Origin of the sequence: Chryseobacterium shigense (assembly GCF_900156575.1) — a bacterium.
Classification (GTDB): Bacteria; Bacteroidota; Bacteroidia; order Flavobacteriales; family Weeksellaceae; genus Chryseobacterium; species Chryseobacterium shigense.
The window spans coordinates 335,346-349,569 of sequence record NZ_FTNY01000002.1 but is presented as its reverse complement, the minus strand read 5'-3'; the positions used below and the strand labels follow the sequence as shown (position 1 = coordinate 349,569).

Annotated in this window: 13 protein-coding genes; 6 read left to right on the top strand and 7 right to left on the bottom strand. The window is 38.4% G+C overall.

Translation table 11 applies throughout. The features are described from left to right. Positions 1-29 precede the first annotated feature (29 nt). The 4 genes from BW964_RS07015 to proS all read right to left on the bottom strand — a co-directional run bounded on the left by BW964_RS07015 (position 30) and on the right by proS (position 5,140). Positions 30-566, bottom strand: coding sequence for a nucleotide exchange factor GrpE (locus tag BW964_RS07015; RefSeq protein WP_073336787.1), 537 nt, complete (start codon positions 564-566; stop codon positions 30-32). Between the two features lie 228 nt (positions 567-794). After that, positions 795-2,123, bottom strand: coding sequence for an Nramp family divalent metal transporter (locus BW964_RS07010; protein WP_076505992.1), 1,329 nt, complete (start codon positions 2,121-2,123; stop codon positions 795-797). 114 nt (positions 2,124-2,237) lie between these two features. After that, complete coding sequence (locus tag BW964_RS07005) at positions 2,238-3,545, bottom strand: OmpA family protein (RefSeq protein WP_076505991.1); 1,308 nt, start codon at positions 3,543-3,545, stop codon at positions 2,238-2,240. A gap of 119 nt (positions 3,546-3,664) precedes the next feature. Further along, the gene (gene proS, locus BW964_RS07000) at positions 3,665-5,140 is read right to left on the bottom strand and encodes a proline--tRNA ligase (RefSeq protein WP_073336781.1); all 1,476 of its coding nucleotides are present in this window, start codon (positions 5,138-5,140) and stop codon (positions 3,665-3,667) included. A 144-nt stretch (positions 5,141-5,284) separates the two neighbouring features. Here proS and BW964_RS06995 point away from each other — a divergent pair, with 144 nt between their 5' ends. Then, a complete protein-coding gene (locus tag BW964_RS06995) occupies positions 5,285-6,325 on the top strand; it encodes a prolyl-tRNA synthetase (RefSeq protein WP_076505989.1) in 1,041 nt (346 codons plus the stop codon). 57 nt (positions 6,326-6,382) lie between these two features. Beyond that, positions 6,383-7,762 (top strand): OmpP1/FadL family transporter, encoded by a 1,380-nt coding sequence (locus BW964_RS06990; protein ID WP_228432165.1) that lies wholly within the window; start codon positions 6,383-6,385, stop codon positions 7,760-7,762. Positions 7,763-7,848: 86 nt separating this feature from the next. On the opposite strand, the gene BW964_RS06985 is transcribed toward BW964_RS06990, so the two are convergent. Next, positions 7,849-8,574, bottom strand: coding sequence for a ZIP family metal transporter (locus BW964_RS06985; protein ID WP_076506697.1), 726 nt, complete (start codon positions 8,572-8,574; stop codon positions 7,849-7,851). Beyond that, positions 8,574-9,302: a class I SAM-dependent DNA methyltransferase gene (locus BW964_RS06980; RefSeq protein WP_076505986.1), complete on the bottom strand. Its 729-nt coding sequence runs from the start codon at positions 9,300-9,302 to the stop codon at positions 8,574-8,576. Before BW964_RS06980 ends, BW964_RS06985 begins: the two co-directional genes overlap by 1 nt. 135 nt (positions 9,303-9,437) lie before the next feature. Here BW964_RS06980 and BW964_RS06975 point away from each other — a divergent pair, with 135 nt between their 5' ends. The 3 genes from BW964_RS06975 to BW964_RS06965 all read left to right on the top strand — a co-directional run bounded on the left by BW964_RS06975 (position 9,438) and on the right by BW964_RS06965 (position 12,327). Next, the gene (locus BW964_RS06975; protein WP_076505985.1) at positions 9,438-10,601 is read left to right on the top strand and encodes a THUMP domain-containing class I SAM-dependent RNA methyltransferase; all 1,164 of its coding nucleotides are present in this window, start codon (positions 9,438-9,440) and stop codon (positions 10,599-10,601) included. Between the two features lie 67 nt (positions 10,602-10,668). Next, on the top strand, positions 10,669-11,076 hold the full coding sequence (locus BW964_RS06970) for a hypothetical protein (protein ID WP_076505983.1): 408 nt from the start codon (positions 10,669-10,671) through the stop codon (positions 11,074-11,076). Between the two features lie 246 nt (positions 11,077-11,322). Further along, the gene (locus tag BW964_RS06965; protein ID WP_076505981.1) at positions 11,323-12,327 is read left to right on the top strand and encodes a glycosyltransferase family 2 protein; all 1,005 of its coding nucleotides are present in this window, start codon (positions 11,323-11,325) and stop codon (positions 12,325-12,327) included. Between the two features lie 53 nt (positions 12,328-12,380). On the opposite strand, the gene BW964_RS06960 is transcribed toward BW964_RS06965, so the two are convergent. Continuing rightward, a complete protein-coding gene (locus tag BW964_RS06960; protein ID WP_076505980.1) occupies positions 12,381-13,607 on the bottom strand; it encodes an aminotransferase class I/II-fold pyridoxal phosphate-dependent enzyme in 1,227 nt (408 codons plus the stop codon). A gap of 157 nt (positions 13,608-13,764) precedes the next feature. Here BW964_RS06960 and BW964_RS06955 point away from each other — a divergent pair, with 157 nt between their 5' ends. Beyond that, positions 13,765-14,223, top strand: coding sequence for an Lrp/AsnC family transcriptional regulator (locus BW964_RS06955; protein WP_076505978.1), 459 nt, complete (start codon positions 13,765-13,767; stop codon positions 14,221-14,223). Position 14,224: the final 1 nt, after the last annotated feature.

Here is a 14,224-nt window from a genome sequence, read left to right as displayed (position 1 = left end):
ATCTATCATCATTTATCATTTATTTACTATTAGTTTCCTGTTACTACTTTAGCAAAACGGATCACTTTATCACTTAAAGTATATCCTGTTTCGATAACATCTACGATTTTGCCTTTTAGATCTTCCGACGGTGCAGGAATCTGAGTAATTGCCTCATGGAAGTCAACATTGAATGTATCACCTGCTTTTACTTCCATTGCTTTTAAGCCTTTTTCGGTAAGTCTGTTTTTAAATTTCTGATAGATCAGTTCTACACCCTGAAGGTCAGATGGATTTCCGTTTTTAGCAATTTCTTTTAAAGCTCTTTCAAAATCATCCAGAATTCCAAGCATAGAAATCATCAAATCCTGGTTGGCATACTGAAAGAACTCCATCTTCTCTTTTGCCGTTCTTTTTTTATAGTTTTCAAACTCAGCGTATAATCTGATGTAACGGTCTTTCTCTTCTGCCAAAAGTTCCTCTGCAGAAGGTTTTGCTGTCACATTTTCTTCAGCTGCCACTTCGTTCTGAATGTTGTTTTCTTCCTGATTATTGATGCTTTCTTCGTTAATATCCTGATTTTCCATAATTCAATATTTATTTAAATAGTTGTTGGACAAAGAGCCTGCCAAATAGAAAAAATGGACATTAAGGCAGAAAAAACCGAAGCCAATTGTCAGTTTTGACTGGAAGTAATTCACCATTGGTAAAGGTGAAATGTGAATTCTGCTGCGCAGGTCAAAAGTGAATCCGGGATGTACTTATTATTCACCATTGAAGATTCATTATTCTCCAGACATTTCCTTCCTTTTCTATCAAGTAAATGTCTGATACAAAAGATATAGGTTTAAAACAATGATGACAATAGAAATCACCCATACACAGATTTTAAGGAATGGTTTATTGACGAATTCTCCCATTTTAGCTTTATCATTAGTAAACATAACGAGAGGAACGACGGCGAAACTCAGCTGCATTGATAAGATGACCTGACTTAAAACCAATAAGTCGGTGGTTCCCTGCTCACCATAAAGAATAGCAACTATTAAAGCCGGAATCACGGCAATCAGTCGTGTGATTAATCTTCTCAGCCATGGTTTTAGCCTGATATTTAAGAAGCCTTCCATAACGATCTGTCCGGCTAAAGTTCCCGTCAGCGTTGAGTTTTGTCCTGATGCCAGCAAAGCAATTGCAAAAGCTATACTTGCCATAGAAGCCCCCAAAATGGGAGTAAGCATTTTATAGGCATCATGAATGTCTGCCACATGCTCATTTCCTGTAGTATGAAACGTAGCCGCTGCCAGAATAAGGATTGCTGCATTGATAAAGAAAGCCAGCATCAATGAAACAGTACTATCTAAAGTGGCGAATTTTATGGCCTCTTTTTTTCCTTCGCGATCACGGGTGTAATCTCTGGTCTGAACAATGCTGCTGTGCAGGTACAGGTTGTGCGGCATCACCGTAGCTCCCAAAATTCCAATGGCAATATACAGCATGGCCGGATTTTGAATAATTTCTTTTTGAGGAACAAGCCCACCCAGTATTTCATTGATAGCGGGTTGTGAAATCACAATTTCATAGATAAAACACGCGAGAATAATGAAAATAAGTCCGCCAACAATACTTTCTATCCACCGGAAACCTTTAGCCTGAAGCAAGAGTATAATCAGAACATCTACGGTTGTGATCACAATTCCCCAGGTCAGCGGAATATGGAAAAGAAGGTTTAGAGCAATGGCTGAACCAATTACCTCCGCGAGATCGCAGGCAGCAATAGCTATTTCGCAGAATACCCATAGCATAAAGTTGGTTGTGGGGCTAAAGTGATCACGGCATGCCTGTGCCAGATCTCTCTCCGCTACAACACCCAGTTTTACAGATAGATGCTGTAAAACCATAGCGAAGATATTTGAAATAAGAATGACCGACAGCAGGGTGTATCCGAATTGGGCCCCACCTGCAATATCAGTAGCCCAGTTTCCCGGATCCATATATCCTACGGCAATCATCAGCCCGGGTCCGGCAAATGCAAGATATTTCCTCCAAAACGATCCGTGTTTGGGAACTTTTATAGATGAATATACCTCAGGAAGGGAGTGGGAGGTTTTATCTTTACGCCAGGCGTTATTTAAATTGAAATTCATAATTGTTAGAAATGACTAACAAATCTACTTAAATAAATGTAAATACGAAAGTCAGGTGAAAAAAAAATCCCGAAAACTAAGTTTCGGGATCTTATTTTTATGGATTCTAAAAATCTATTTTGCAAATCTTACAGACATTTTTCTGTCTGCAGCTCTTTCTGCATCAGAAGCTTTAGGATCAACTTTAGCAAATTGGCTTCCGTAACCTTCTGCTTCTAAAACCTGAGTTCCAACTCCAGCTTTAGCTAAAGCAGCTTTAATAAATTCAGCTCTTGCTTTAGATAATTTTACGTTGTTGGCTTCATTTCCTACTTTATCTGTATACCCTCCGATTTTGATTTTCGCATCCGGGAATGCTTTTAAAATCGCTACTAAATTGTCAAGCTGTCCCTGAGAACCTGCTTCCAATTCTGAAGAACTTCCCATTTTGAAGTTGACATGGTCAAAATCATACCACTTGTCTTTTAATGCAGCGTCATCAGCAGCATTTTTATAATTCCCTGATTTAAGGAAAGTAATCATCTGATCTTCCATACCTCCTTTGTAACCTTTAAGCATTACACCGTTAAGATCAATGTTTTCATCTGTCTTCGCAACTGGTGTAGCTGTAGATGCAGAAGTATCTGCAGGAGTCATTGTAGCAGCTGTATCCGTTTTGGATGCGCTGGAATCAACGGTCGTTGTCGTTGTAGTCGTCTGTTTCTTGTCACATTGTTTCCAAAGGAAATAAGCGGCGGCAATTAAAAGTAAAAGCGGAAGCAACCATTTCCAGATTGAACCTCCGCCTTCATTATTATTTCTGTCAGGATTGGTTCCTGCAGCAGTCGTACTTCTTGTAACTTCTATTTTAGGCTCTTCGCTCGAGGTTGGTCTAACAGCATCATTGTTATTATCAAACTTGTATCCTTTAGCCCAGTCTCCAATATTCAGAGATGCCAGAGAAAGTCCTGCCGGAAGAAGCGTAGAAATAATTCCTTTTTGCTCACCTAGCAGATTTGAAATACCCGATTTGTCTAAATTATTATCAGCAGCATATTTTCCGATAGATCCTACCGTAGCTCCCGTTACTAAATTCAACAGTGAACTTGAAGAGTTATTGCTGATTCCTGCATAAGTAGCAATTGCATTAACTATTCCACTGATTTTGTCTCCAAAAATAGAGGTCAACAAAGTGGAAATAACAGGATTGCTGGAGGCACCTCCCATTAAGTTCCCTAAAATTCCGCTCGACGAGGCATTGGTAATTGCATCCAAAACTCCCGGATTGTCAGAATTATTTGCTAATCCACCCACAACTGCAGGGAGTAACCCTCCAATTGCTTTTGAAATACCGGATTCACTTTCCCCAAACTGGGAAGCTGCTTGTGAAACCAAAGCGGGACCTAATTGTCCTTTAATTAAATCAATGACATTTAAAGACATAATAAATTATTTTTTTTGATTAATGTTAAATAAATTTAAACAAAAATCTGTCCAAAAGTCACTTTTTCTTGAATATTTATTTTTTTTCCCGCAAATATTTTCAAAATCAGCAAAAGTTTTTAATACGCTTTTGCGAATAATACTCGTCTTTTAGACGGCTTTCCAGTTACTAAAGAAATACCTTCTTCAACATCATCATCCAAAGGAATACATCGGATCGTTGCCTTCGTTTCATCCTTGATTTGCTCCTCTTCTTCTTCCGTTCCGTCCCAATGGGCATAGATGAAACCTCCTTTTTCTTCAAGAACCTTCTTGAATTCTTCATAGGTATCAACCTTTGTGATGTTATCCTGTCTGAAGTTGAATGCTTTTTCATAAAGATCTTTCTGAATGGTCTGCAATAATTCTTCAATATAGGTATCGACCCCTTCAATAGAACGAAGCTCTTTGGTCAAATTATCTCTTCTTGCGATCTCTACAGATTTGTTTTCAAGATCTTTAGGTCCCAGAGCGATTCTTACCGGAACACCTTTTAATTCATATTCAGCAAATTTCCATCCTGGTTTGTTATGGGTATCATCATCAAATTTTACTGAAATACCTTTCGCTTTTAATTTGGCGACGATATCAAGGGCAACTTCGCTGATTTGTGCCAACTGCTCTTCTCCTTTAAAGATCGGAACAATAACCACTTGGATTGGAGCCAGGGTAGGAGGAAGTACCAATCCGAAATCATCAGAGTGGGTCATGATCAAAGCGCCCATCAAACGGGTAGATGTTCCCCATGATGTTGCCCATGCATGTTCAATCTTACCTTCTTTATTGGTGAACTTTACATCGAATGCTTTCGCGAAATTCTGGCCTAAAAAGTGAGAGGTTCCTGCCTGTAGCGCTTTTCCATCCTGCATCAATGCTTCGATACAATACGTGTCATCAGCTCCTGCAAATCTTTCAGATGGTGTTTTTACTCCCTTTATAACAGGCATTGCCATGAATTTTTCTGCAAAATCGGCATATACATTATTCATTTTTTCAGCTTCTTCCAAAGCTTCATCCTTGGTAGCATGAGCTGTGTGCCCTTCCTGCCATAAAAATTCTGCCGTTCTCAGGAAAAGACGGGTTCTCATTTCCCAACGGACAACGTTAGCCCACTGGTTAATAAGAATCGGAAGATCTCTGTAAGACTGGATCCAGTTTTTGTAGGTATTCCAGATAATTGCTTCAGATGTTGGACGAACGATAAGCTCTTCTTCCAGTTTGGCATCCGGATCTACAATAAGTTTGTGCGGATTATTCGGATCTGTCTTTAATCTATAATGGGTAACTACTGCACATTCTTTAGCAAAACCTTCTGCATTTTTCTCCTCTGCCTCAAACAGACTTTTGGGCACAAAAAGCGGGAAATAAGCATTAACGTGACCTGTTTCTTTGAATCTTTTGTCCATTTCATCACGCATTTTTTCCCAGATTGCATAGCCGTATGGTTTGATCACCATGCATCCTCGCACTCCAGAGTTTTCAGCTAAGTCAGCCTTTACCACCAACTCATTATACCATTTGCTGTAATCTTCGCTTCTTGAGGTTAATTTTGCCATTATTTTTTAAAATTTTTTTAACTTTTGTACATTATTGTAATCTAAAAATAAAAATCTATTTTTGATAGATTTTTCTACCAGTGTTTTGGTACATTTTTGGTACAGATTGCAAATATAATTTAAATTAAAAATCTTTACGTTATCATGAAAAAAAATATACATAAAAATTTGCTCGGTTTGTTAAAGTCCAAAGGGATTTTAGCAATATCTGGCGGATTGCTACTGATGTCTTGTGGCGCCCAGATGGGAGGATATACAGAGACAGATGGGGTATACTATGACCCTAATAAAGATACGCTGCCGGAAGGGGTGATCATCAATGGTGGCGGAAACAGAGTAGGTGAATATTATGATTATTACCAGGACTCTAATGTGATACAGAATGCTCAGGCCAATTCTAAAGAGCAGGAAAATAAATACAATACTTGGAGCGATAATAACTGGACTACCAATGCTACAGACTCAGATTGGGGTGCATTTACAGGAGCTCAGACCAACTTTTACGGTAATTCCTGGGGATCTCCTTGGGGATGGTATGGTGGTTATAGTCCCTATTGGGGGATGAACCGAGGCTGGGGCTGGGGTGCATCGTTTGGTTGGGGCGGATCATTTGGCTGGGGTGGATCATTCGGCTGGGGCTGGGGAGGCTCTATGGGCTGGGGAAATCCTTACTGGGGATCTGGATTTTACGATCCGTTCTGGGGAGGAGGCTATTACCCATACTGGGGCTGGAATGGCGGTTACTGGGGTAACAGCTACCGACCTGTTTACAGAAGAAGCAGTGGTGGAGGATTCAGTAATACAGGTCTTACGAATGCAGTATATAGAAAGAATACCAATAGAGGAGGCTTTAGAAATAGCGGAAATGGTTTTCAGAACACTCCAACTACAGGCGGCTTTAGAAATGGATCCAATAACGGAGGCTTCAGACAAGGAAATATGAATGGCGGATACAGAACTCAACCGCAATCCGGAGGGTTCCGTAATTCAAATTCTCAACCACGACCTAATTATAATTCTCAGCCGAATTATAATAACAATAACGGAGGTTTCAGATCTAATGATAATGGAGGCTTCAGATCTAACGGCGGTTCTTCCGGCGGTGGTTTCAGAAGTGGCGGTTCTTCCGGCGGTGGCGGTATGAGATCTGGCGGCGGAGGCGGAGGCTTCAGAGGCGGCAGATAATTTCAAACGTAATAACTAACTATTAAAAAAATAATGTTAAAAAAATCTTTAGTATTAATGAGTATTTCTGCGGCATTTTTTGCGCAGGCTCAGGATGTTTCTATATTAAGAAATACTGTAGATGTTTATTCCAGTACTCCAATGGTGGGTTCATCAAAATTTAATGCAATGGCTGGAGCTAACGGAGCATTAGGAGGAGACGCCAGCTCGCTGCTTACGAACCCGGCAGGTTTGGGAGTAGCTATTTCCGGAGAAGTTTCCGGAACGCTGTCTATCGCAGGAAATAAAAATAAAAGTACTTGGGCAGGATCTACTGTTGATTACAGTAAAACCAATACAGACCTTGGAAATATCGGGGCAATCATGTCTTTTCCCTTAATGACTGAAAGCGGATGGAAGTTTATCAACATAGGTATTAATTATTCCAATCAATCCCTTGATAATTACGTAGAGTCTCCGGGAAGTAGTAATGTCATCAAAGATTTTACAGATAAAAGTGCCTCATTGGCGGGTCATGCTTACAACAGATACGGAAACCTGTCGAAGACAAGTTTTGGTGTAGGGGCTAACTATAATCATAATCTCTACATCGGAGCAGGATTCAATTTCTTCAATGCATCGATTGACCAGTATGATACGGCAGCATTTAAATCATTGTCCGACGGTTCTATGGAATACTTCGACAGACAGAATACACCGATGTTTGAAAGGTCATCAGGTTTTTCTGCATCCTTAGGGGTGATTGGGAAACTAAGTCCTAATTTCAGAATTGGAGGAGCTATCGAGACACCTACATTCTGGCGTATCGATAGAGACTACAGATTCTACAACGACCCGGATTTTGGAGACGGCGCAGGGACAGAATCCAGAGATCTTACTACACCGTTTAAAGCGACCGTAAGTGCTGCTTTTGTAGCCAGTAAAAACTTCTCATTGAATGTAGATTATACCCTGGGATTAACAAGACCTAAATATAAAGTGGTTACAGGTGTTGAAAGCGAGCTGAACAGTTTTTTCAAAGATAACTACAAGAATGTGTCAGAAGTAAGAATTGGCGCAGAGTACAGATTGCAACAGTTTAGGTTGAGAGGAGGTTACTCTTATGTATCCAATCCTTTCGATGCCTTGACCGTAAGCCAGGTAAATCCGGATGCTTCTACATCTGACCAATCATACAGTAATATGATGCTTAACAGCAGAAATTTAGCTTCATTAGGTTTGGGATATGATTTCAAATCATTCTACGTAGATGCATCTTATCAGTATGTAACCTCTAAATACAGTAATCCATTCTTAAGAGGTATTGAAACAGGAAATCCTTCTACTGATACCGCTTATTATTCTCCTGACAGAATCATGTCATCCGACTACTTTGCAGTATCAGAAGTGAAAAATAATAGGAATAACTTCTTTATTACATTCGGCTGGAAGTTCTAATTCCAGATTGTGTAATTAGTGATTAAATTGTGGCTCCGGATCGAAAGATCCGGAGCTTTTATATTTTATTGATTAAAATAGTACTGTTAGTGAGAATGTCCTGCGGAAGGATGGTGGTGGAAAAGATGCATGATCAGGGCTAAAGAAACCCCCAGAATGACAAGACCTATCTTTATCCAGTCGATATTGTGATTCTTATTGCTCTCAAAAATGATCACCGAAGAAATGTGAAGAAATATTCCTCCCACGATAGCCAGAAAATAAGGCTGGAGATTGGGATTGAAATAGTTTCCAAGCAGCATTCCCATAGGAGAGGCAAGAGCAAAAAGAGCAACAATCAGCAGAGAAGGATAGGGTGAACTTTTCGATTCATTTTTCCTGTTGAATAAAAAAGCTCCAAGAATAAATGAAATAGGAAGATTGTGAAATACAATTCCCAAAAGATAAGGTGACAGTGCTTGTTCTTCATTAGCCAAAGGAATTCCTTCAATAAAAGCATGGATAAATAATCCTACCATCAACGCCATAGGAAGAATATTGTTTTCACTGTGATGGTGAAAATGTCCATGCTCGAAACCTTTCGTTAAAGCTTCAAGAATCATCTGAAGAAGAACACCGGCGATCACGAAAATTCCCAGGCTGCTTCCTGCTTCGGAAGTATAGACCTGCGGAAACACCTCATTCAGACAGATGGTGATCAGAAATCCGGCACTCAATACCAATAAATTCTTAGCCAGCTTTTCTTTTTTTCCGAAATGCTTACCGAGAAAAACTCCCGTAATAACGCTTAATATCAGTAAAACAACTGTTATCATCCTTTTTTCTTAAATAAATTGATACAGCGTGGTGACACCTCACGGTCAAATTCATTCAGTTGATAATCACCCCAGATTTTCACTCTTTCAAAACCGCAGTCGGTTGCATAGGAATGAATAGCCTCCAAAGTATGAAGTTTTACTTTTTCGAAGAAATGGAAAGATTTTCCCTCCGTTTCAAAACGGATGTCCTTGATAATATGTCTGCCTTCAATCTTTTTCAGGATCCTAAAGTCAATATCACCACGGGTTATCGTGGTTTCCGGGACTATATTTTTTCTTACAAATTCTTCATTCAGATAATCCAGGACAAAAAATCCTCCCGGTTTTAAAGCATTATAAACCGACTGAAATACTTTTTTGTCATCAGTTTCGTTATCAAAGTATCCAAAACTCGTAAATAGATTGAACACCGCATCCATAGGATCTGCATCAATCGGGTTCCGCATATCGTGGACATTGAAAAGAAGCGTTTGGGTTTCAAACTGTTTGTCGAATTCAATACTTTGTCTGGAAAGATCAAGTCCCAATACATCGTACCCTAATTTATTTAAAAAAACAGAGTGTCTTCCTTTTCCACATGCCAGATCAATAATCTTGGATGAAGGCGGTAACTGAAGGTCTTCAGTAAGCTTCGTAATGAAATTTTCGGCTTCCGTATAGTCTCTGTTACTATAAAGAAGATGATAATAAGGTGTATCAAACCAAGATTCAAACCATTCCATAATGCAAAAATAACTAAATTTGTGCGGTTAAAAGCAAAGTATTTAAATATTGAAAGATTGAAAAATTCAATTCATGCTAAAATTGGATGCGTAATCTTTTAATTATTAAGTTGTTAAATCTTTTAATTATAATTTATGGACACAGAAAATCTAAAGATTCAGATAAAGACCTTCTTCGGACTGGAGCAGATTCTTGCTGAAGAGATCAAAAAATTAGGCGGAAAGAACGTTGAAATTAAAAACCGGGCGGTCAATTGTGAAGGCGACCTTGGTTTTCTTTATAAAATTAACTACTCTGCAAGAACAGCATTAAAAATATTAATTCCTGTTTTTGAATTTAAAGCATTTAACCAACATCAGTTTTACAACAAACTTTCAGCGATTGCCTGGGAAGATTATATGAGTGTAGATCAGTCTTTCGCGATTGATTCCACTGTAAATTCTGAAACTTTTAAGCATTCACAGTTCGTAACGCTGAAAATGAAAGATGCTATCGTTGATTATTTTCAGGATAAATTTCACAGACGTCCTGATGTAGAAACGAAAAGTCCTGATATCAAATTCCATCTTCATATTGACCGGGAATTAGTGACGATTTCTTTAGATTCTTCAGGAGATCCCCTGTTTAAGAGAGGATATAGAAAAGACCAGGGGGAAGCCCCTATCAATGAGGTATTGGCAAGCGGAATGCTTCAGCTGGCTGGCTGGGACGGGAAAGGAAACTTCCTTGATCCGATGTGTGGTTCGGGAACGCTTCTTATTGAGGCTGCCATGATAGCATTGGATCTTCCGGCACAGATCTTCAGAAGAAGATTTGCTTTCCAGAACTGGGCAAACTATGATGCAGATCTTTTTTCAAAGATCAAAGAAGTTCGGGTAAACAGAGTCCGGGAATTTACAGGAAAGATTGTGGGATATGATATTGACAGCGGTATGCTGTATGCTGCCAGAACAAATATCGAAGCGGCAGAAATGGAGGATGTGATCGAATTAAGAACAAAAGATTTCTTTGAATCAAAAAAAGAACTTTTTCCATTACTAATGGTGTTCAATCCGCCTTACGATGAGAGAATATCCATTAATGATGAAGATTTTTACAAAAAAATAGGAGATACCTTCAAGACCAACTATCCTAATACATTAGCCTGGCTGATCTCTTCTGATCTGGAGGCTGTGAAGAAAATTGGGCTACGTCCTTCAAGAAAGATCAAACTTTTCAACGGAAAGCTGGAAACGAGATTTTTGCAGTATGAAATGTATGAGGGCACGAAAAAGCTCCATAAAATCGAAAAAGAATAATCATTTTCAAATAGAAACCTTCCCATTCCGGAAGGTTTTTTTATTTTTGTTTACACTCGAATTAAAAATGGCCTGGGATCTTCTCGAAATTTTAGGAAATGTATTCAATCTGCTGGATCTACTTCCCAACGGCTCATCTTCTGCGGACCTGAACTATGTTGACAGAAAAATAAAAAAGAAAAAATCGAAATATTTTACCGAAAAGGTAAGCATTGCTTTTTTAGCGGTCTCCTCGGTTTTGCTTTTTTTTGTGTTTAAAGGCTCATTGCCTGCGGAACATTATCCACAGACTTTCGTGGTAGCTTCTCTGATAGGGATAGCAATTTCATTTGTTCTGTTTTTTCTGCTGTATATTCTGGAACTTTATTATTTTAAAAGCCTTTTCAAACTTTTGTTTTTCAGTGGATCTGTCATCTTGTTTTTTATTTCCCTTGTTTGCTGGGTTTACTTTAGATCGGGCTTATTCATTAAATAGAATGAAGAAAAGTGGAGGTTAATTACTTTATTAACGTCTTAAAGTGAAAATTCCGGAATATTCCTTTCTGTTTTTAGGGATTAAGTGTTAATTGATTAAGAATAAACTGACTACCATAGAATCCATAATAATCGTTTACCCTTTTGGGGATGATTGGTTTTTTCATTACATGAAAATTATTCGATAATCTATCGCAAACCGTTTGCGGGTTCATCAGCGAATAAGTAATTTTGAAAAATTTTCAATTTGAAACCTACTATTTCCATCATTGTTGCTATTTTCAACCGAAAAGATGAGCTTTTTGAGCTGCTGAATTCTTTGACTTTTCAGACAGATAAAGCGTTTGAAGTTATTATTGTAGATGATGGTTCTCTGATTGATCTTAAGCCGACCATTCAGAATTTCGACGGAATATTAGAGATCAAATATTTCAGAAAAGACAATTCAGGGCCCGGATTGAGCCGGAATTATGGTGCCAAGAGAGCTCAGAATGACTGGTTGCTTTTTGTAGACAGTGATGTGATTGTAGAAAAAGATTATATTGAAAATATTAAAAAAAATATAGAGACTATTCCGTGTGATGCTTTCGGAGGAGCAGATAAAGCTCATAAAGGTTTTAATCTGATGCAGAAAGCCATTTCCTATTCGATGACCTCTGTTTTTACAACAGGTGGGATCAGGGGAAGTAAAAAAGCAGTATCCCGTTTTCAGCCGAGAAGTTTTAATATGGGCGTCAACAAAGCTGTTTTTGAAAAAGTAGGCGGTTTTTCGGAAATGAGAATCGGAGAAGACCCGGATTTGTCGATGACGCTTTGGGAAAAAGGTTTTACTACTGCATTTTTTGATGATATCGCAGTGTATCATAAGAGAAGGGTAGACCTGGGGAAATTTTCTAAGCAGGTATATCAGTTCGGATGTGCGAGACCTATTCTCAATCAGAGACATCCCAATTATGTCAAGATCTCGTTTGCATTTCCTACGCTGTTTATGTTAGGTTATGTTCTGGGATTTGTAGAATATTTCATTCTGGGAAGAGGAATCATTCTAGCTTTTTACGGATTATACACCTTTCTGGTATTATTTCATGCGTTGATGGTGACAAAGAATATCAGTATCGCCGGAATGGCAGTGATCTCTACATACATTCAAATGTTTTCTTACGGGTATGGTTTTCTTAAATCATGGGTACTTCTGAATATTTTCAGAATGAAGCCTGAAGATGCCTTCCCAAAGCATTTCCATAAAAAATAGATAAAAAAAAATAAAAGCTGTCAGAAAATTCCGGCAGCTTTTATAACAATAAATTAGGATATGTATAGAGTTTCATGGTTGAGAACGCCTGTTTTTAGCATGCATTCCCGCATTTTTTCATAAGTTCTGGCGATATCATGGTCCAGACCGATTGAGAATCTGATCAACCCATCCGATATGCCCATCGCTTCACGCTCTTCTTCCGGAATCTCCGATGAAGTGGAACTTCCCGAGCATGAAAATAAAGTTTTGTAGAATCCTAAACTTACAGCCAGATAACCTAAGTTTTCACGCTGCATCATTTCCATCAGCTCATTTGCTTTGTCAGTTGTGCCTGCATCTACCGTAAGAAGTCCTCCAAATCCATATTCCTCATACATCATGCTTTTCATCAGTTCGTGGTCCTTGTGGGATTTCAGTCCAGGATAAGAAACTTTAAGACCATCTTTTTCAAACCTTTCAGCAAGATACATCGCATTGTGGCTGTGCTGTTTCATTCTGATGTGCAATGTTCTCAGGTTTTTCAAAATGCTTGCAGAACGGAAACTGTCCATGGTAGGTCCCAGCAGCATACAAGCTCCGTTGTTGACATTCTTCGTATCATTGATGAACTCCTGAGTTCCACAGTAGACACCGCCCACCGTGTCACTACTTCCGTTAATAAACTTAGTTAAACTATGAATGACGATATCAGCACCTAATAAGGTCGGTGAAACAGAAAGAGGAGAGAACGTATTATCTACAATCAGCTTTAAATTATGTTTTTTACAGATTTCAGAAAGTTTTCTAAGGTCTGCCACTTCAAGAAGCGGGTTGCTTACACTTTCACAGTAAATAACCTTAGTATTGGGGGTTATTGCATTTTCTATAGATTCAAAATTGCTGATATCTACAAAAGTAGTGTCAATATGAAAAGGAGGAAGGAAATTTTTAAGAAATGCATAGGTACCACCATAGATTGTTCTGCTGGAAATAATGTGGTCACCGCTTTTGCAAACCTGCATTAAAACAGAGGTAATAGCACCCATCCCTGATGCGGTAACATTGGCAGCTTCCGTATTTTCCATTTTGGCCAATGCCTGAGCAAGGTAAAGATTCATCGGGGATGAATGTCTGGAATATAAATAACATCCTTCAGCATTTCCTTCAAAGGTATCGAACATCGTTTTTGCAGAAAGGAACGTATAAGTAGAACTATCTGAAATCGATGGGTTTACTCCTCCGAATTCACCAAAATATTGCAGATCCTGGATCTCATTAGCCGCATTAAAATTTTCCATAAGCTTAGATTTTATTTATCGGCTTAAATATGACCTGTTTTCATAATTATTACAAGAGATATTTAAAATAGTAGAATATAAATCTGTATTTTATTGTTTTAATAGAAAATATGTTTGCTATATTTGAATTTGTTAAACTTTTACCAAAAAAATATCTATGGATTTTGATGAAACGGATAAAAAACTGCTCTTATTTCTTCAGGAAGACTGCAAACAAACCACTAAAGAACTGTCTTACAAGCTTGGTTTGTCGGTAACAGCAGTTTATGAACGAATAAAAAAGCTTGAAAATCTGGGAGTGATTTCCAGATATGTTGCATTGCTTGACAGACACAAGATCAATCGCGATTTTATAGTTTTATGCCATATCAAACTCACACAGCATAAAAAAGAATTTGTGCTGCAGTTTGAAAGAGAAGTCATGAATCTGCAGGAGGTTACAGAATGTTTCCACGTAAGCGGAGATTACGATTATATTCTCAAAATAGGTGTAAAAGATATGGAGGATTATAGGAATTTTATGCTGAGTAAATTAACGGCACTTCAGCACATAGCCAGTACCCACAGCTCTTTTATGATCTCTGAAGTGAAAAATACAACCGCTATTGTCCTTTAGA